Here is an 18,540-nt window from a genome sequence, read left to right on the forward strand (position 1 = left end):
CTGTAGAGTAAAGACAGGTTTAACCGCGGACGCGCTAGCTTGAGCGACGAGCTGGCAATCGGGGTTTCAGGCGAATGAAGGGCGTGGGGTTGAAGCTGACCCACCTTGCGGCGTTGCTCGTGGCGCTGGCGTTGTCCGTCGTCGCCGTGACAGAGCCGCAGGCCGCTTCGCGCATCTGCCGTCAGCTCGAAGATGAACTCACTGCTGCTCGCGGCGATGGCGGCGGACCGAACCTGATCCGCAAATATGACGACGCCGTCGCGCGCCAGCGCGAGCAGCTGGCGAAGGTGCGCAATCGGGCGAGCGATGCCGGTTGCGGCTTTTCGCTGTTTTCGCGCAACGTCAACAAATGCGCAGCGATCAACGCCAACATCGACCGCATGAACGCCAATCTCGACGCCCTGCTGGCGAAGCGCGAGCGGCTTGCCAGCGGCGGCTCGCGACGCGACCGAAGCCGTATCCTTGCGGCACTCGACGCCAATGGCTGCCGCGACGATGAGATCGCGCCGAGGCACGCCCCGCTTGAGGAGAGCGCGCGCAACAATGGCGGCGGCAATCTGTTCGAACAGCTTTTCGGCAACGGCGACCGCGAGATCGAAACGCTCGACATGCCCGATTTGCCGGATGTGCCGCCAGACGATCCCAGCGAACGCAACATTCGCCGGGTGATCAACCAGCCCGACGGCATGGACTTGCCGCGGCTGAACGACGACTTCCACACCGTGTGCGTGCGGACCTGCGACGGCTATTTCTTCCCGATGTCGAACGCCGCCTCTTATGGCGATTTCGAGCGCGACCAGAAGAACTGCGAATCGAGTTGCCCTGGCACGGAGATGCAGGTGTTCTACACGCGCGACATGGACGGCGACGCCGGCGCGATGACATCGTCGGTGACCGGCAGGCCCTACAGCGAACTGCCGACGGCTTATCTCTACAAGCAGACCAACATGGCGCGGCCACCGGCCTGCGGCTGCAACGCGCAAGCGCAGAATTTCGAGATCATCGCCGGCAATCCGCCGAACCCCGAGCAGTCCGAGCCCGAAGCGGCCTCCGCGCCGTTCGCTCCCTTGCCGGCCGCGAAGCCGGATCCGGGCGCTGATCCCGAGACGCTGGCCAATGCCGAGGGCGGGCTCGACCGCGATGCCATCAAGCGCCTGGCCGAAAAGCCGGCAACATCGCCGGTATCGGCGTTGCCGCCCGAGCAGCGCAGGGTCAGGGTCGTCGGGCCAGCGTTCCTTCCCGACCCAGCAGGGGCAATAGATCTGCAAGCTCCGGCCCGGAAGGCTGGCCGGTAAGCGCCAGCCTGAGCGGCATGAACAGCGCCTTGCCCTTGCGGCCGGTTGCTTCGCGGATCTTGCCAGTCCAGTCCTTCCAGACGGTGCCGTTCCACGGCTCCTCCGGCAAGAGATCGAACGCCTGGTGCAGGAATTCGCGGTCCTCGCCGGAAAACTCCGCCGGTTCGTGCGGCCCCTGACCCACGATACGCCACCAGGCCAGCGCGTCGGGCAGGCTGTCGAGATTGCCTCGTACGGCCAGCCAGAACGGCTCCGCCTTCTCCCCTGAAACACCCAGCACGATCAGCCGGTCGCGAGCCTCGGCAAACGGCATATGGTGCATCAGCGTGCGGTTGAGCACGAACAGCTCGTCCGGATCGAACTTGGCCGCCGATTTCGAGGTCGCGGCCGGATCGAAATGGCCCGCGAGTTCGGAAAGATCGTGCGCTGCCGCGACATTCTCCGAGGTGCCTACCAGCACCGCCAGCGAAGCGACCGCCATCGGCTCGATGCCGTCCTCGCGCAGGCTCTCGATCGACAGCGCGCCAGTGCGCTTCGACAGGCCCTCGCCAGAGGCCGTGGTGAGCAGGTTGTGGTGGCCGAAGACCGGCGGCTCGGCGCCGAGCGCTTGGAACAGCGCGATCTGCACGCCGGTGTTGGTGACATGGTCGTCACCGCGGATGACGTGGCTGACGCCCATCTCGATGTCGTCGACCACCGATGGCAGCGTGTAGAGATAGGTGCCGTCCTCGCGCACCAGCACGGGATCCGACAGCGAGGCGAGATCAACGGTCTCCTCACCGCGCACCAGGTCGTTCCAATGGACCTCGGTGCGTTCGGGCTGCAGCGGGTCGCTGGTGAAGTTCGGCAGCAGGAAGCGCCAATGCGGGCGTCGACCGTCGGACTGGTATTCGGCGACCTGCTCCGGCGTGAGCGTCAGCGCCTCGCGGCCATAGACGGGCGGCAGCCCGCGCGTACGGCGCACCTTGCGGCGCAGGTCGAGCTCTTCAGGCGTCTCGTAGCAGGCATAGAGCACGCGCGCGGCCTTCAGCCGCTCGACCGCCGCGTCATAGATCTCGACGCGCCGCGACTGGTATTCGGTGGCGTCGGGGAAGATACCCAGCCAGTGCAGGTCGTAGAGGATCGAATCAGCGAACTCCTGCTTGGAGCGGGCGATGTCGGTGTCGTCGAAGCGCTGGATGAAACGGCCCTTGTTGTTCATGGCGAACAGCCAGTTGAACAGCGCGGTGCGTGCATTGCCGATATGGATACGGCCGGTCGGCGACGGGGCGAAACGGACGGTTACTGTCATGAGCGGGGCGTAGCGGATGCTTTTCCGGTTGACAAGGCGCGCCCCCGCGCGAAGGGCAAGACATAGTGCAAGCCAGCTAAAATGAAAAGGCAGAGCGGCAGCATCGCCGGGGTGGCCTTGCGCACGCCCGCCGATGACCGCCAAAACCAGGCTCTCCGACGCGGTCCTCTGTCCCCGTTATCCACATCTGTGACACACAAGATATTGGGGTCACAAAAGCTACGTAAACGAATCCTTGACGGCGCAAAACGAGTCGCCTTTTATAGGCCATGCGTTCCTGTTGAGAGCGCGACCGGAGAGTTCAGAGGCCGGTCTTTTTTCCAGATTTTGTGCGTTTTGCCCACATTTCCGCCCTTTTGCGAGGCCGGCGGAAGCGTTGGGATTGGTGGGGCTTGGGTGGCGAAAAGGGAGAATTGTCGGACTGGAAAAAATGATCTGTTAACACTATATTTAGTGTTTGCAGGCAGGTTCGACCCTAGATAGTGTGAAGCCCTCGATCGGGGGAATCGCGAAAAAGTTTCAAGTTTTGAGGGACCCGCAGGGGTTCGTCGGCGAGTTGGAGAGGCGCTTCGCAAGAAGTTTGGCCAACGCGCCGCGCGACGACTGCGAAGGAGATGCCGGCGTCGTCAAGATGCCGGCAAACGGCGGACCGCGCGTTTCGCTTTCGGGGCATGAATCCCTGGGGAAAGGCGCTATATATAGACACAAAGGACCGGACCAATGCGCATCGAGCGTCGTTTCACCAAGCCAGGACAATCCGCCTACGCGGAGATCGAATTCCGCAAGGCGCTTTCCGAGATCAAGAATCCGGATGGCTCGGTGGTGTTCCGCCTGGACAATATCGACGTGCCGGCGCAGTTCAGCCAAGTCGCCGCCGACATCCTGGCGCAGAAGTATTTCCGCAAGGCCGGCGTTCCCGCTCGCCTGAAGAAGGTCGAGGAGAACGACGTCCCCTCCTTCCTGTGGCGCTCGGTCCCCGACGAGGCCGAACTCGCCAAACTCCCCGAGGCCGAGCGCTATGGCTCCGAGATCGATGCCCGCCAGGTCTTCGACCGCCTCGCCGGCACCTGGACCTACTGGGGCTGGAAGGGCGGCTACTTCAAGTCCGAGGAAGACGCACGTGCCTTCCGCGACGAGCTTGCCTATATGCTGGCCACGCAGCGCGTCGCGCCGAACTCGCCGCAATGGTTCAACACCGGCCTGCACTGGGCCTATGGCATCGACGGCCCGAGCCAGGGTCACTTCTACGTCGACCCCTTCACCGGCAAGCTGACCAAGTCGAAGTCCTCCTACGAGCATCCGCAGCCGCATGCCTGCTTCATCCAGGGTGTGCAGGACGACCTCGTCAACGAAGGCGGCATCATGGACCTGTGGGTGCGCGAGGCGCGCCTGTTCAAATACGGTTCGGGCACCGGCTCCAACTTCTCGCTGCTGCGCGGCGAAGGCGAAAAGCTTTCGGGCGGCGGCCGCTCGTCCGGCCTGATGAGCTTCCTCAAGATCGGCGACCGCGCGGCGGGCGCCATCAAATCGGGCGGCACGACACGCCGCGCCGCCAAGATGGTCATCGTCGACGTCGACCATCCCGACATCGAGGAATTCATCGACTGGAAGGTCAATGAAGAGCAGAAGGTCGCCTCGCTGGTGACCGGCTCCAAGATCGTCAAGAAGCACCTCGAAGCGATCATGAAGGCCTGCGTAAATTGCGAAGGCCATGACGACGACTGCTTCGATCCGGCGATCAACACCGCGCTGAAGCGCGAGATCAAGGCGGCCAAGAAGGACGCCGTGCCGGAGAACTATATCTACCGCGTCATCCAGTTCGCCCGCCAGGGTTACACCTCGATGTCGTTCAAGACCTACGACACCGACTGGGATTCGGATGCCTACCTCACCGTTTCCGGCCAGAACTCCAACAACTCGGTGTCGCTGAAGGACAACTTCCTGCGCGCCGTCGAGGCCGATGGCGACTGGCAGCTCACCGCCCGCAAGGACGGCAAGGCGCTGAAGACGCTGAAGGCGCGCGACCTGTGGGAAAAGATCGGCTACGCGGCCTGGGCGTCGGCCGATCCCGGCCTGCACTTCAACACGACGATGAACGACTGGCACACCTGCGCTTCGGCCGGTGCGATCCGGGCCTCCAACCCGTGCTCGGAATACATGTTCCTCGACGACACGGCCTGCAACCTCGCCTCGATCAACCTTCTGCCCTACCGCAATGCCGACGGCACGATCGACATCGCCACTTACGAGCACACGGTGCGGCTGTGGACCATCGTGCTCGAAATCTCGGTGATGATGGCGCAGTTCCCGTCGAAGGAGATCGCCAAGCTCTCCTACGAATACCGCACGCTCGGCCTCGGCTACGCCAATATCGGCGGCCTGCTGATGACCTCGGGCATACCGTACGACTCCCACGAGGGCCGCGCCATCTGCGCCGCGCTTACCGCGATCATGACCGGTACGGCCTACGCCACATCGGCCGAGATGGCCGCGGAGCTCGGCGCCTTCCCAGACTATGACCGCAACGCCCAGAACATGCTGCGTGTCATGCGCAACCACCGCCGCGCCGCCTATGGCGACAAGGACGGCTACGAGAAGCTCGCCGTCAATCCGGTGCCGCTGGTCGCGTCCGATCTGAAGCAGCAGGCGCTCGCTGAGCATGCCAAGGCGGCCTGGGACCGCGCCATCGAGCTCGGCGAGGAGCACGGCTACCGCAATGCGCAGGCAACCGTGATCGCGCCGACCGGCACGATCGGCCTGGTCATGGATTGCGACACCACCGGCATCGAGCCCGACTTCGCGCTGGTGAAGTTCAAGAAGCTCGCCGGCGGCGGCTACTTCAAGATCATCAACCGCGCCGTGCCGGAAGCGCTGCGCACGCTGGGCTACTCCGAAAGCCAGATCGCCGAGATCGAGGCCTATGCGGTCGGCCACGGCAACCTCAACCAGGCGCCCGGCATCAATCCCGGCTCGCTGAAGGCCAAGGGCTTTTCCGACGACAAGATCGCGGCGCTGAACGCGGCGCTGAAGTCGGCCTTCGACATCAAGTTCGTCTTCAACCAGTGGACGCTGGGCGCCGACTGGGTGAAGGAGACGCTCGGCTTCACCGACGAGCAGCTCGGCGATTTCTCGTTCGAGATGCTGCCGGCGCTTGGCTTCTCGAAGAAGGACATCGAGGCCGCCAACATCCATGTCTGCGGTGCCATGACGCTGGAAGGCGCGCCGTTCCTGAAGGCCGAGCACCTTGCCGTGTTCGACTGCGCCAGCCCCTGTGGCAAGATCGGCAAGCGCTCGCTGTCGATCAACAGCCACATCCTGATGATGGCGGCGGCGCAGCCCTTCATCTCCGGCGCCATCTCCAAGACCATCAACATGCCGAACGAAGCGACGGTCGAGGACGCCAAGAACGCCTATATGCTGTCGTGGAAGCTGGCGCTGAAGGCCAATGCGCTCTACCGCGACGGCTCCAAGCTGTCGCAGCCGCTCAATGCCTCGCTGCTCGCCGATGGCGAGGAGGATGAGGACGAAGCGGTCGAACAGCTGATCGCGGCGCCCGCCGCGCAGCGCGCCGTGCAGGTGACGGAAAAGATCGTCGAGCGCGTGGTGGAGCGGCTCTACCGCGACCGCGAGAAGCTGCCGAACCGCCGCAAGGGCTACACGCAGAAGGCAGTCGTTGGCGGCCACAAGGTCTACCTCAGGACCGGCGAGTTCGACGACGGGCGCCTCGGCGAAATCTTCATCGACATGCACAAGGAAGGTGCTGCCTTCCGCGCCATGATGAACAACTTCGCCATCGCCATCTCGCTCGGCCTGCAGTACGGCGTGCCGCTCGACGAATATGTCGAGGCCTTCACCTTCACCAAGTTCGAGCCGGCCGGCATGGTGCAGGGCAACGACGCGATCAAGAACGCGACGTCGATCCTCGACTACGTGTTCCGCGAGCTCGCCGTTTCCTATCTCGCCCGCCACGACCTCGCCCATGTCGACCAGTCGGACTTCGACAAGACAGCGCTCGGCCGCGGCATCACCGAGGGCAAGGCGACGCCGTTCTCGAAGGGCCTGACCCGCGGCGTTTCGCCGGTCAAGCTAGTCTCGGGCGCCGGCGGTGATCCCAAGGGCTTTGGCGGCTCAGCCCCGACGACGTCCCCTGCCCGCGCGGCGCCCACCGCCTTCTCCGGCTCCAACGTCCTGACGCTGAAACCGGCGAGCGACGAGGCCATCGCCTACAAGCGCGACTATGAGGAGCGCGCCAGGGAACTTGCCGAGGACATCGTCGAAGAAGAAGCCGAGGTTTCCAGCACCGAGGCACTGTTCACAGACGCCGCCGCGCAGGAAGCCGCCGACGCCAAGAAGCTCGCCGCGACACGCCGCCAGCAGTCGTTGCTGCAGGGCTACACCGGCAACGAATGCTCGGAGTGCCACAACTTCACCATGGTGCGGAACGGCACCTGCGAGAAGTGCGACACGTGTGGAAGCACGAGCGGGTGTAGTTGAGAAACTCCCAGCGATTAAAATTTTCTTCGACGCTAGCGAAGGCCTGGTGCAAGCCAGGCCTTTGGCTTTGCGCGACAATTCGCGATTTGATATCGTGTTGCTGATTTCCTAATTCATAAGAATTAGGTCAGAGATTCATGGAATCATGTAATCTGCGAATGCAGGCTGAAGGGAGATCACGATGTATGCGATCAAAAGTACGCACGTTGACCCGACAGAAGTCCAACGACTGGTAAAAGAAATCAGCGAACTGATAGCCAATGCCGATTCGCTTCTGTCCGCGCGGGAAGTGCAACAGAAGCTTGATTCTGAGGGATCACATGAGGCAATTGCAAAAGCGCTGCGCGTTGCCATTGAACGGGGCGATGTCGAGATTTTGGACAATATGAAATTGCAAGTGTCAAATCGGGGGGATTTGCCGATTGCCGAGGTGGCTCAATAACGCACGCACAAAAAGACGCCATCAGCTAGGAAAGCGAGATCAGCGGCAGCCGTTTCAGCGCGACCGCGACAGGGTGTTATATAGCTCGGCTTTTCGACGATTGAGTGGCGTGACGCAAATTGTGCGCGCGGGTGAAGTTGACATATTTCACAATAGGCTGTCGCACACTCTTAAGGTCGCTCAGATCGGAAGGCGGCTGGCCGAGATGCTGTTGGAGCGACAACCTACCGAGGCAACTGAGCTTGGCTTGGATCCTGAGGTTGTGGAGGCGGCGTGCCTGATTCACGACTTAGGGCACCCGCCTTTCGGACACTTGGGAGAAAAGACCCTCAATCGCCTTGTAGAAGCAGCGGACGATAAGGACGGGTTCGAAGGCAACGCTCAATCCTTCCGCGTCGTAACGAAACTCTGTGTACGTTTCGAGGAAGCACCTGGCCTTGATCTAACTGCCGCTACGCTAGCGGCTGCATGCAAGTATCCTTGGCTACGTGAGAAAAGTAATCCAAATCGCTCAAAAAAATGGGGGGCATACGCGCTGGACAAGCGCGATTTTGATTTTGCTCGCGAATCCAGTGGATACGGAGACGAAAAAACCGTCGAGGCAGCGATCATGGACTGGTCTGACGACATAGCGTATTCGGTCCACGATATGGAAGATTTACATCGCGGCCGCCTGATCCCTTGGACATTTCTTAAAACAAATGACGGCCGAGAATTTCTTGTCAAAGCTGCTGCCGACGGCTGGCACAATGCCCCTTCCGACGCTGAAGGCCGACTAAGACTTGCGTATGCCAGAATCTTTGACGAGATCGCAGCACCTCTAGCCCCCCATATTCTGACAGAATCATACGACGGGAGAATTGAGCACAGGCAACAACTTAGATTCTTTACGTCACAATTAATTGGCCGCTACATTAACTCCACGTCTTTGTCTGCGAGATCAGGAGATGGTCTTGTCTTAGATCCTGAAAAAGTTGATGAAGTCATTCTGCTGAAGCAAATGACAAGGAGTTACCTTATTTTGAATCCATCCTTGTCGGCGCAACAACACGGGCAGAAACTGATTATAGAGTCTCTGTTCGATGACTTCATGAATGATGAAAAGAAAAGCATCGTCCCGGTTCGCTTTCAGCATTTATTCGAGCAACCAGACGTAGGTATTCCACGCGCCGTGGCAGACCTAATTTCTAGTCTCACCGAAAGTGAGGCCACGGGCTTATATCAAAGGTTACGCGGCTTATCGGCTGGATCTGTCCTCGATCCAATCGTTCGATGAAAGCTGCTTGCTGCGCTCATCTCGACCACTAGAGTAGATATCTCGGAGCCTATTGCTCGTTGCGGAGCTACCCATGCTCGACCACATCACCATCGAAGTCAGCGACCTCGCCAAGAGCAAACTCTTCTACGAAAAGGCTTTCGCGCCCTTGGCTACAGCCTCTCCTTCGGCAAGGAAGGCGTGGGCCTTCGATGAAGGCAACGGCTGCCTGTTCGAGACCCAGAGCACGGGCGAGAAACCGCCCCTCACCCACCTGCATGTCTCCTTCCGGGTAAAGAACAAGGCCGAGGTCGATCCGTGCTATCGGGCGGCGCTCGAGGCGGGCGCCGCCGACAATGGCGCGCCCGGGCCACGTCGGACTATGCGGAAAATTACTACGCCTCCTTCATGCTCGATCCCGATGGGTACAACATCGAGGCGATGATCAACGAGGCGTAGTGGGCGACGGCCCCTCGACTTCGTCATTCTAGGGCGGAGCAAGGAGCGAAGCGACGCGCGCAGACCCTGGAATCCATTCCGTGACTTTGAAGCGTTGCAGCGATGCAGAATTCTGCTCCGTTTGCACTCTTCGCCGAGGTCACGGAATGGATCCTCGGGTCTGCGCGCGTCGCTTCGCTCCTTGCTCCGCCCGTGGATGACGAAGCCGCAGTAGGGCCTCACTTGTGATCGGCATCGTCGGCCCAGTCATGCCGGCCTGACAGCCAGGAACGTGTTCCATTCCTCGCGATTGCGGCCCTCGTTGAAATCGTCCCTGATCAGGACCAGCCCGGCGCTTTCGATACGGGCCGCGAAGTCGTCCCGGCGCCACAGGACGGTATGATAGTTGCCGTCCGTCTCGCCGTCGCCATTGCGCATCGATACCAGGAAGGCGCCGCCTGGCCGCAGCGAGCCGGCTATCCTGGCGAGCACCTGATCGATCTGGTCGCGGGGCACATGGATCAGGACGGCGAGCGCAAGCACGGCATCGTAGGGGCCGCCGAGATCGTCGGTGAGGAGATCGAGAAGCTCGCCGTGCTTGCCGCGCGCAGCCTGCAGCTCGAGAAACCGCTTTGTCGCGTCGGTGCGCCGAACCTTGACGCCCAGGCCCTCCAGAAAGTCGGCGTCGTATCCCGCTCCGGACCCGACTTCGAGAATCTGGCCGGCGGTGCCGGCGATCGCCACAAGGCGCTTCAGCGACGCCTGCTCTCTGTCGTTAGGAACATGCCGCACGATTTGATCGTAGCGTTCCGCATAGTCCTCATAGGCGCTGATCGTTTGACGGCTCTTCGCCAGAGCCTGCGACAACGCATCCATCTTTCCCTCCCTCGCGTCGGTCAAGGCGCCGGATTTGCCTCAGCGAAGGGTGCCGGGAGGCACGCGTCCGTCGAGCATGCCGATGTCGCGCAGGAAATGGTCCGACAGTGAACGGCGGTCGAGCAGGCCGCGCGTGCGGGGCCTGAACGGCGCGATGAAGAGGTCGAGAACCGGTCGACGAAGCGTGTTGTAACGGGTGGTGGTCATTGCCGTGTGTCCTTTCGGGTTCGAGTTCGATGACCAGAGCATGCCGTTTTCCGGCCTTGGATTCCAATCGAACCTCGCGTAGCATGCATCAGGAGGATTGATGCGTCATGAGTTGGGAGCTGCCGCCGCTAGGCGCCATCCGAGTGTTTGAGGCCGCGGCGCGGCTGGGCAGTTTCACCAAGGCGGCCGAAGAACTCGGCATGACCCAGTCGGCGGCCAGCTATCAGATCAAGGTGCTGGAAGAACGCGCGGGAACGCCGCTTTTCATAAGAAAAACAAGACAGATCGCCCTGACCGAGGCCGGACAGCAGTTGGCGCCGCACGCATCAGGCGCGTTCTCGGCCCTGGCCGATGCGTGGGTCGCGACCAAGGGCGGCGCGACCGGCGTGCTGTCGGTGACGACCATGGAGACCTTCGCAACGAACTGGCTGGCCGTATGGCTTGGAACATTCCAGCTGATGCATCCCGATCTCGCCGTGAAGGTGAACACATCGCCCCGCCTAGTCGATTTCACGCGCGAGGACATGGATGTCGGGATACGCACGGGCACCGGAAAATGGCCCGGCCTGACGGCTCACTATCTGTTCAAGGCGGACTATACGCCAATGCTCAGCCCGAGACTGGCCGAGAGTGTGGGCGGCATCCACCGTCCCGAGGATCTCTACAAGGTGGCGCTATGCTGCGCCGACGATCCCTGGTGGAAAATCTGGTTCGAGGCAGCCGGCGTGCCGTTCGAACCCGATCGCGTCATCGCGGGTCCGACGCTGGGGTCGCAGGCTTACGATGCAATGGCGGCGCTGACCGACCAGGGCGCCGCTATCCTCACCCGCAACATCTACAATGCGCTGCTGGCCAAGGGACAGTTGATTCAGCCTTTTGAAGTGCTTGGATCCGATGGCGACGGCTATTGGCTGGTGCATCTGGAAAGCCGCCGCAATGCACCCAAGATCAAGGTGTTCCGCGACTGGGTGCTGGCTCAGACGGCCGAGATACGCGAGCGCGAAAGACGCGAGGCAAGGTAAGGGTAGGGTCAAGCCCGAGGATGACGACTGCGCGGGGTGCGACTCTCCTCCTCTCGGGGAGCCGGATCAATCCTTGAAGGTGATGCCGTATTTCGCGGCCTGTTCCTTCGGCATGTCCGCAAACGCCTGACGCACGGTATAGCCGCCGTAAACCTCGCCGCCGTTCTTGACCATCCAGTCCTCGACGTCGGCTTCCTCCACCGTCATGCGGTCGCCCATCTTGTACTTGGTGCCGTTGACAGGTTCGTCGGCAAGCAGGCCGATGAAGGTGCCGTCGCCCAGGCCGGTGAGCTGCATCCAGATGTGCTCGGTGGCGCCGTTCTGGGTGAGCGGGAACTTCACCGTGTAGGTGCCGGGCGTGCCAGCGGCCATCAGCTCGTGGAAGCGCGGCAGCGTCGAGTGGCCCTTGTTCTTGGCGGCCTGCATCGCCTTGTCTTCGGTGGAATAGGCGACGACGTTCTCCGTCATCGCGCGAGGCGCCGTCTGCGAGGCGCCCGGCGCCGCGGCCGGAATGGCCATCGGCTTGTCGCTCCGCCCATGCCCGAGCGCATTGAAAAGTCCGTAGCCGACAGCGGCCACAAAAACGATTGCCAGAACCGGATTGCGCATCGACCCCTCCATGCCCATTCATGCTCGGCCGCGCGGTGTTGCGCGCGGCATGCATGATTACGCGGATGTTACCAGCCCGGCATTGCAGGACCACTAAGGAAAAAGGTGAGTGGATCCTTAGCAAAACGCTGAAAATGCCGCCGGGGGATGGGGCAGCCTGCCGGTAATGGCATCAGCCGAGAGCGCTCAGTCGGCGTCGGCGACAGTCGTCTGTTCACCGGCCCAGGCCCGCCAGGCGCGCTCGTCGCCGTGGAAGACGTTGAGGTCGATGCGGCCCCTCACTCCGTGCGACAGGCCGGAGCCGGAATATTGCCAGAACAGCCATTTGCGGTCGGGATAGACCTTTGACGGATGGCGCGCGACAGCGCGCAGCCAGAACGGATAGTCGAGGAAGGCGCCGCGCAGATTGTCGCGATAGAAGTCGGGACTGGTATAGATGATCGGCCGCTGGCCGTAGTGGCGTTCGAGCTTGTCCATGAACACCTGCATCTTCTCCAGCACCGTGTCGCGCGACGGCCGCCGCTTGCAGGAGGATTCGCCGTTCCATTCGACATCGATCACCGGCGGCAGCGCGCCCTCGACCCGCGGCACGTTGCGGATGAACCAATCGGCCTGCTCGCCGGCGGTGCGGCACCAGTAGAAGAAATGATAAGCGCCGCGTTTCAGCCCGGCGGCATCGGCATTGCGCCAGTTGGTCCTGAACATCGGATCTAGATGGTCGCCACCATCGGTGGCCTTAATGTAGGCGAAGTTGGCGCCTTGGGCGCGCAGCTTTCCCCAGTTGACGTTGCCCTGCCAGCGCGAAACGTCGACGCCGTGCACCGCAAGGTGCCGGGGCGAGGCCCGACCGAAATTGATCGGCTTGGCATCGCGAAAGCCATATCGGGTGACGGGGCCGGCCAGCATCGCCGGCGCCGCGCGAGACAGCCGCTTCGGCGGCGCCACAAGCGCCGCCGGCTCGACCGGCGGTTCGACACTGTCGGAAAGATCAGGCGCAGGGAATGCCACCGTCTCTTCCTCGGCTAGGCCGAAGGGACGCGCATTCTCTTCAGGCAATGACGCCGGCGGCCTGATACGGGCGGTGCCGGCCATCGACACTGTCTCGTCGGTGGCTTCGGTCTCAGCAGTCGCGACGGCCTTCGCCACCGGTGCGCTTGGCCTGACGACGGAACTGGTGATCTCGTTGGACGGCACCTGCAAGGCGTCCATGCCCGATGTGGACGAGCAGCCGGCAAGGCACAGCGATGCAAGCACAAAACTGACGACGCCTGGGAACCGCATCTGGACCTGTACACGAAACAAAACAGGCCGAAGGCGGATTTGCCGCCGGCAGACACGATTCCTAACGAGAAATTGCCAATAAATGTTGAATCAAGTTGTTAGGGATAAAATGGCGGCTCCGACGGCAGGCTGCCGGTGCTCCATATCTCGCTTGACAAGCTCCGCCATAATATTATCCTCCACTAATCTTACATTGTAAGGCTAGGAATTTCGGGAGGGGAAGCCATGTCATCCGCCCTGTCAGAACTGGAACCCGTAATAGTGCCGGTGCCGCATCCGCCGGCCATCGCGATCGAAGACGTGTCGGGCGACTTCAGCCGCGCCATCGAGCGCGCCGAGGTCAATGCCTGGCTCGACCTCTACGCCGCGGCGCCGGCCGATTTCGCCGCGCGGCAAGGGCTTTCGATAGCCGCAGAAGGCGACCTCGCCTGGACCACCTGCACGACCATCCCGTTCATCCATTTCAACTGCGTGAAGAATCTCGGCGTCGACAGCCCGGCCACCGAAAGCCAGCTCGACACGCTGCTGGCGCATTACCGCGCTGCCGCCATTTCGCGGCCCTGGTTCTACGTCAATCCGCACACCGAACCTTCCCGGCTCAGATGCTGGCTCGAAGCGCGCGGCCTGCAGCGCCAGGGCGGCTGGGAGCGGATCTATCGCGAGGCAACACCGCTGCCGCCCGAACCGCTGTTCCCGGCCGATGGGCTCTCGGTCGATCGGGTGACGCAAGCAACGGCTGCCGAATGGGCCGGCTTCATCGATCGCCAGTACAGGCTGCCGACTTCACCCTGGCTGCTGGCGCTGGTCGGCCGCAACGGCTGGCATCATTACATGCTGAAGCGGGACGGCGCGGTGGCGGCGGTGCGCTCGCTGTTCATCGGCGCCGACGGCGCGGCCTGGAGCGGCATCGACGCGCCGGTGCCCGGCATCATGGCGCCGAGCTTCGATCTCGACGCAGTGCTTGGCGAAGCGCTGGTCCGCGATGGCCTGGCGGCCGGCGCGAAACTGTTCGTCGCCGACATCGAGGCGCCGCATGAGGAGCGCGACGGACCCGCCTATCGCAACTATGCCCGCCTTGGCTTCCGGATCGCATATTTCCGCAGCCATTACAGCTATTTGCCGGCTGCCTCGAATTAAGCAGCTAGGCTTGTTTCCGGACGGAAGACCGCTTCACACTCTTGCTGGAATTGCTTTAGACCCGCAGCCATTGCCGGAAGCAGTTCTTGGCGACCATGTGGGCCGGCGGCACCATCGGCTGGCCGGCGCGCATGTCGTCAGCCGCGCTGCCGCGAGCCCTCTCGAGCAGGGTGCGAAGCTCGGCTGGCTGCACGCGGTCGCGCTCCATCACGAGTCGGACCATCGGGTCGTTCAAAAGCTCGTCCAGGGTGTTGATGCTCTCGCTCATCCGTCTCCTCCTCGAATGCCGGCCCGCGCACGATAGATAGGCAGCCAATGATGGCCCGCCAATGACGCTTTGCCGGCTATGTCGTGAATCGAAGATGAAATTTTTGTGCAGGCGCTTCCCCTTCTCCCACCAGGGACAAGGTGGATCGGCGCGCAGCGCCGAGACGGTTGAGGGGTGCAGGAAGGATGAGACGTCGGCGTCTTCTGGAACACCCCTCATCCGACCGAGATTCGCTCGGCCACCTTCTCCCACAAGGGGTGAAGGTAAAACTCTACCCGGGTGGCAGGCCCTCATATTGCGGCAGGCCGTCGTCCAACCGCACCCAGGGCTGCTTCGAGGCCGTCCAGAAATGCATGTCGGGCTTGAACTGGGAAGGATCGTCGAGCGAGCCGGAGGTGATGCCAAGAATACCTCTGGAATCGCGCCTGGAAAACAGCGTCGCACCGCAGGCCGCGCAAAAGCCGCGCTTGAGGTCCGGCGAGGAGTTGACCGTCGCCACCTCGCCCTCGACGGTCACGTCGTCGATGCGAAACAGCAGCCGCGCGTTGAACGCCGCGCCGATCGCCTTCTGGCAGATCCGGCAATGGCAGACGCGTTCGTTGATCGGCGCCACCTCGGCGCGGTAGCGCACCGCTCCGCACAGGCAGCCGCCCTGATATTTCGTCATCGCCGGTATCCGTTCGCTCGGGAAGAATGCCGGAACCGTAGCCGGGCGGGGAGCTGCGTCAATTGAAAAGCTTTTATGGGAAGCCATCGGTTGCGATGATGCGACCGGCAGAGATGGCAGCGCGTCCAAAAGCACGCGGCCGCCTCCAGGGAGACGGCCGAATGAGATTGCCGACCCGCTATTCGGTTGCGCCGAGCATCTCGTCCCAGCTCTTCACCTTGGTCACGCCGTCGAGGAAGGGCAGTGCGGTGCCGGGCAGTTCCGGCGCGAAAAAGATGTCGTAGTGGGTGCGGTTGGGGATGATCGCCAGCCGGTTCTGCGACAGGTTCTCGCGCATCCAGCCGGCATCCTTCTGGCCACCGCCGAGCATCTGGAAGAACTTGATCTCGTGCTCGGGCTTGTACATGTCGCTGTCGCCATAGACGAGCATGACCGGCATTTTCAGCTTCGGCACATCGGCCGAGAAGTCGCGCTCGTTGCGCATGAAGGCGCCGAGCGTATCGAGCAGCCTAGGGAAATCGTCCGGATGCGGCGCCACGGCGACGTAGGATTTGTACATCGGCGTATCCTTCATGAACGGGGCCGCCGCCGCGCTCACCTGCGCCTGCTGCGGGCGCATCTCGTCGTAGAAGCCGTTGGTGGCATAGCCCGTCGACACCATCACCAGCCGGCGCACCGCCTCCGGGTGCTGGACAGCCATGCGGAAGGCGACGCCGCCGCCCAGCGAATAGCCCATGACGTCGACCCGGTCGTAGCCAAGCGCCTTGACGATCGCCGCCATGTCGTTGCCCATCGCTTCGACGCTGAACGGCCGCTCGCCAAGCGCCGTGCGGCCATGGCCCTGCAGATCGACGGCGATCACGGTGCGATGCGCGGCGAATTGCGGCAGGACCGGCGCGAACATGTCGGTGGAGCCGAGGCCGCCATGCAGCAGCAGCAGCGGCTCGCCCTTGCCGTAGATGGCGTAGTAGTAATTCAGGCCGTCGATCGGCAGCAGGCCGGATTTCTCCGGCTTCGCAGCGGCTTTGGTGGCAGCGGTCATGGCAGGCTTTGTCTCCTCGGATTGTGCATTTGGCGCGGCAATCAGGGCCACGGCCGAAGCGAGCAGGGCGAAAAACAGGGTCTTGGGCATTTGGTCTCCTCCAGTTGTGCCCCAAGGACGCGACGGCAGAGCGCAAGCCGACATGGCCGCGAGAAAATTTGCAGCAGATGCGAAATTGGTCAGTGGCGCTTGGCCTGCACCAGATAGGCGTCGATCTCGGTCTCGCCCAGCCATTTGGCGGCTTCCAGCCGGTGCAGGCCTTCAACCAGAATGTGGCGCTTGCCGTCGTGGCGGACCTGGATCGGCATTTTCATACCGTTTTCGAGAATGTCCTCGGCCAGATGGCGGACCGTTTCCGGATGCAGCGTCTTACGCCGCGCGGCGGGCACGTAGATGTCGTCGACCTTGACCTTTTGCACGCGCAGCATCCTGGCTCCCGGCGCTGAAATGTCACCCCGACATGAGATAGTCTGTTTGCCGGATATGGCCAAGGGCAAGCACTTGCTGGCCCGATCGTTTCCATTTGACGCTTGGCCGGCCAATGGTCTCAATGGCGGCCTGTTGGTTTCAGGTGTTCATTGACGCGACTGCCGACCGAATTCCCCGATTTCGGGCTGACGCCCGAGCAGCGTCGCGAGGCGGTGCGCGGCCATTATTACGAATGGCCCGGCATGGACGGTGCGCGCGGCGAGATCTGGTGCTACAGCGACCGTTTTTCGTACCGCCCCGGCGAAACGGTGGCGTTGCATGTCAGCGCGACGGCGCCACAATTCGGCATGAAGATTGTTCGCGACGGCGCCGCCGAAACACAGGTCTTCGAGAAAGCCGGCATCGCGGCGCGCTGGCAGGAGACGCCCGACCAATGTTCGGTCGAAGGCTGCGGCTGGGACGCCTCTTTCGAGTTCCGCGTCGGCGACGACTGGCCGTCCGGCGCTTATCGCGTCACGCTCACCGCCGAGGGCCGCAACGGCACGCCGATCCAAAGCCATCACCTCTTCATCGTCACGCCCCTGCCCGGCAGGAAACCCGGCCGTCTGCTGCAGGTCGCGGCGACAGGGACCTGGCTCGCCTACAACACCTGGGGCGGCTCCAACCACTATCAGGGCATCACCGGCCCGAACCGGGACCAATATGCGACGATGGTGTCGACGCAGCGTCCCTGGTGCCGCGGCTTCGTCGTGCTGCCGAAGGAGGCGCCGCGCGTGCCGCTGGAGGTCGCGGTGCCGCCGAAGACCGTGCCGCGATATCCGCACATGGAATGGGCTTTCGCCACCGGCCATTCGAAGAAATACGCCTCCTCAGGCTGGGCGAGCTACGACAGCCATTTCTTCCGTTTCGCCGAGCGCGCCGGCTACGCGGTCGACCTTACCAGCCAGCACGAGCTGCATTTTTCGCCCGACATCCTCGACGGCTATGACTGCGTCGTCTTCGTCGGCCATGACGAATACTGGACCTGGGAGATGCGCGATGCGGTTGACGCCTTTGTCGAGCGTGGCGGCCACGCGGCGCGCTTTGCTGGCAATTTCATGTGGCAGACTAGGCTGGAGGACGAAGGCCGCCGGCAGGTCTGCTACAAATACCGGGCGCGGGCCGAGGATCCCGCCTATCGCGGCGACGTCACCCGCGCCACCAATTCCTGGGAAGCGCCGGAGATCGGCCGGCCGGGTTCTGCAACCTTCGGCCTCAATGCCACCAGGGGCGTCTATGCCGGCTGGGGCGGCTGCGCGCCGCGCGGCGTGCGCGGCTTCCCCGTCTACCGCCCCGAGCACTGGGCCTTCGCCGGCACCGGCATCTACTATGGCGACCTGCTCGGCGCCGACAGCCATGTCTATGGCTACGAGGTCGACGGCCTCGATTTCGAGATCCGGGGCGGCCTGCCCTACCCGACGGCGACCAGCGACGCGCCGGACGGCCTTCAGGTGCTGGCCGTCGGCATGGCGAGCCAGGTCGAGGAAAGCGCCGACATTGCGATCGAGGATCAGTTCCTCACCGATGAGGATGGCCGCTTCACCGCCGAGACGCTGTTCGGCGAGGCAAGCGACGCCAACCTCGACAAGGTCAAGCGCGGCAATGGCATGATCGTCAATTTTCCGCGCGGCAAGGGCGAGGTGTTCCATGCCGGAAGCTGCGAATGGGTCGCCGGCCTGCTAAGGCAGGACGCGATGGTCGAGCGCGTGACGAAAAATGTTCTCGATCGCTATCTCGGAAAGTCCTGA

General features: G+C 62.7%; 16 protein-coding genes and 1 pseudogene. 8 read left to right on the forward strand and 9 right to left on the reverse strand.

The annotated features are described in order from the left end of the window. The first annotated feature begins 74 nt into the window (after positions 1-74). On the forward strand, positions 75-1,295 hold the full coding sequence (locus EJ073_RS05365; protein WP_126054795.1) for a DUF2865 domain-containing protein: 1,221 nt from the start codon (positions 75-77) through the stop codon (positions 1,293-1,295). On the opposite strand, the gene EJ073_RS05370 is transcribed toward EJ073_RS05365, so the two are convergent. Then, positions 1,213-2,586 (reverse strand): glutamate--tRNA ligase, encoded by a 1,374-nt coding sequence (locus EJ073_RS05370; protein WP_126054796.1) that lies wholly within the window; start codon positions 2,584-2,586, stop codon positions 1,213-1,215. The two genes, EJ073_RS05365 and EJ073_RS05370, sit on opposite strands and share 83 nt — an antisense overlap. 720 nt (positions 2,587-3,306) lie before the next feature. Here EJ073_RS05370 and EJ073_RS05375 point away from each other — a divergent pair. The 4 genes and pseudogenes from EJ073_RS05375 to EJ073_RS05390 all read left to right on the forward strand — a co-directional run bounded on the left by EJ073_RS05375 (position 3,307) and on the right by EJ073_RS05390 (position 9,236). Then, a complete protein-coding gene (locus EJ073_RS05375) occupies positions 3,307-7,080 on the forward strand; it encodes a vitamin B12-dependent ribonucleotide reductase (RefSeq protein WP_126054797.1) in 3,774 nt (1,257 codons plus the stop codon). 181 nt (positions 7,081-7,261) lie between these two features. Beyond that, a complete protein-coding gene (locus EJ073_RS05380; RefSeq protein ID WP_126054798.1) occupies positions 7,262-7,522 on the forward strand; it encodes a hypothetical protein in 261 nt (86 codons plus the stop codon). Then, the gene (dgt, locus tag EJ073_RS05385) at positions 7,503-8,798 is read left to right on the forward strand and encodes a dGTP triphosphohydrolase (protein ID WP_126054799.1); all 1,296 of its coding nucleotides are present in this window, start codon (positions 7,503-7,505) and stop codon (positions 8,796-8,798) included. Before EJ073_RS05380 ends, dgt begins: the two co-directional genes overlap by 20 nt. 73 nt (positions 8,799-8,871) lie before the next feature. Next, positions 8,872-9,236 (forward strand): annotated as a pseudogene (locus EJ073_RS05390) (VOC family protein). 246 nt (positions 9,237-9,482) lie between these two features. On the opposite strand, the gene EJ073_RS05395 reads toward EJ073_RS05390, so the two are convergent. Together EJ073_RS05395 and EJ073_RS31410 are read right to left on the reverse strand one after the other, a co-directional pair. Continuing rightward, on the reverse strand, positions 9,483-10,091 hold the full coding sequence (locus EJ073_RS05395) for a class I SAM-dependent methyltransferase (protein WP_126054800.1): 609 nt from the start codon (positions 10,089-10,091) through the stop codon (positions 9,483-9,485). 39 nt (positions 10,092-10,130) lie between these two features. Further along, positions 10,131-10,298 (reverse strand): hypothetical protein, encoded by a 168-nt coding sequence (locus EJ073_RS31410; RefSeq protein ID WP_189347800.1) that lies wholly within the window; start codon positions 10,296-10,298, stop codon positions 10,131-10,133. Positions 10,299-10,405: 107 nt separating this feature from the next. Between EJ073_RS31410 and EJ073_RS05400 the strand changes: the two genes are divergently transcribed. Next, positions 10,406-11,320 (forward strand): LysR family transcriptional regulator, encoded by a 915-nt coding sequence (locus tag EJ073_RS05400; RefSeq protein WP_126054801.1) that lies wholly within the window; start codon positions 10,406-10,408, stop codon positions 11,318-11,320. Between the two features lie 66 nt (positions 11,321-11,386). Here the strand turns inward: EJ073_RS05400 and EJ073_RS05405 are convergent, their stop codons facing one another. Both EJ073_RS05405 and EJ073_RS05410 read right to left on the reverse strand, forming a co-directional pair. After that, positions 11,387-11,929, reverse strand: a complete 543-nt coding sequence (locus EJ073_RS05405; RefSeq protein ID WP_126054802.1) for a DUF2314 domain-containing protein — start codon at positions 11,927-11,929, stop codon at positions 11,387-11,389. A gap of 186 nt (positions 11,930-12,115) precedes the next feature. Continuing rightward, entirely contained in the window at positions 12,116-13,210 is a 1,095-nt protein-coding gene (locus EJ073_RS05410; protein ID WP_126054803.1) for a GH25 family lysozyme, read from the reverse strand. A 225-nt stretch (positions 13,211-13,435) separates the two neighbouring features. On the opposite strand from EJ073_RS05410, the gene EJ073_RS05415 reads away from it, so the two are divergent. Further along, positions 13,436-14,347 (forward strand): hypothetical protein, encoded by a 912-nt coding sequence (locus EJ073_RS05415; RefSeq protein WP_126054804.1) that lies wholly within the window; start codon positions 13,436-13,438, stop codon positions 14,345-14,347. A gap of 55 nt (positions 14,348-14,402) precedes the next feature. Here the strand turns inward: EJ073_RS05415 and EJ073_RS05420 are convergent, their stop codons facing one another. The 4 genes from EJ073_RS05420 to EJ073_RS05435 all read right to left on the reverse strand — a co-directional run bounded on the left by EJ073_RS05420 (position 14,403) and on the right by EJ073_RS05435 (position 16,752). Further along, the gene (locus tag EJ073_RS05420; RefSeq protein ID WP_126054805.1) at positions 14,403-14,615 is read right to left on the reverse strand and encodes a hypothetical protein; all 213 of its coding nucleotides are present in this window, start codon (positions 14,613-14,615) and stop codon (positions 14,403-14,405) included. Between the two features lie 271 nt (positions 14,616-14,886). Next, complete coding sequence (locus EJ073_RS05425; RefSeq protein ID WP_126054806.1) at positions 14,887-15,282, reverse strand: GFA family protein; 396 nt, start codon at positions 15,280-15,282, stop codon at positions 14,887-14,889. 178 nt (positions 15,283-15,460) lie between these two features. Beyond that, positions 15,461-16,414, reverse strand: a complete 954-nt coding sequence (locus EJ073_RS05430) for an alpha/beta hydrolase (protein WP_126054807.1) — start codon at positions 16,412-16,414, stop codon at positions 15,461-15,463. 89 nt (positions 16,415-16,503) lie between these two features. Next, entirely contained in the window at positions 16,504-16,752 is a 249-nt protein-coding gene (locus EJ073_RS05435; RefSeq protein ID WP_126054808.1) for a ParB N-terminal domain-containing protein, read from the reverse strand. Between the two features lie 150 nt (positions 16,753-16,902). On the opposite strand from EJ073_RS05435, the gene EJ073_RS05440 reads away from it, so the two are divergent. Then, complete coding sequence (locus EJ073_RS05440) at positions 16,903-18,540, forward strand: N,N-dimethylformamidase beta subunit family domain-containing protein (RefSeq protein ID WP_126054809.1); 1,638 nt, start codon at positions 16,903-16,905, stop codon at positions 18,538-18,540.

Source organism: Mesorhizobium sp. M4B.F.Ca.ET.058.02.1.1, from assembly GCF_003952505.1.
GTDB lineage: Bacteria > Pseudomonadota > Alphaproteobacteria > Rhizobiales > Rhizobiaceae > Mesorhizobium.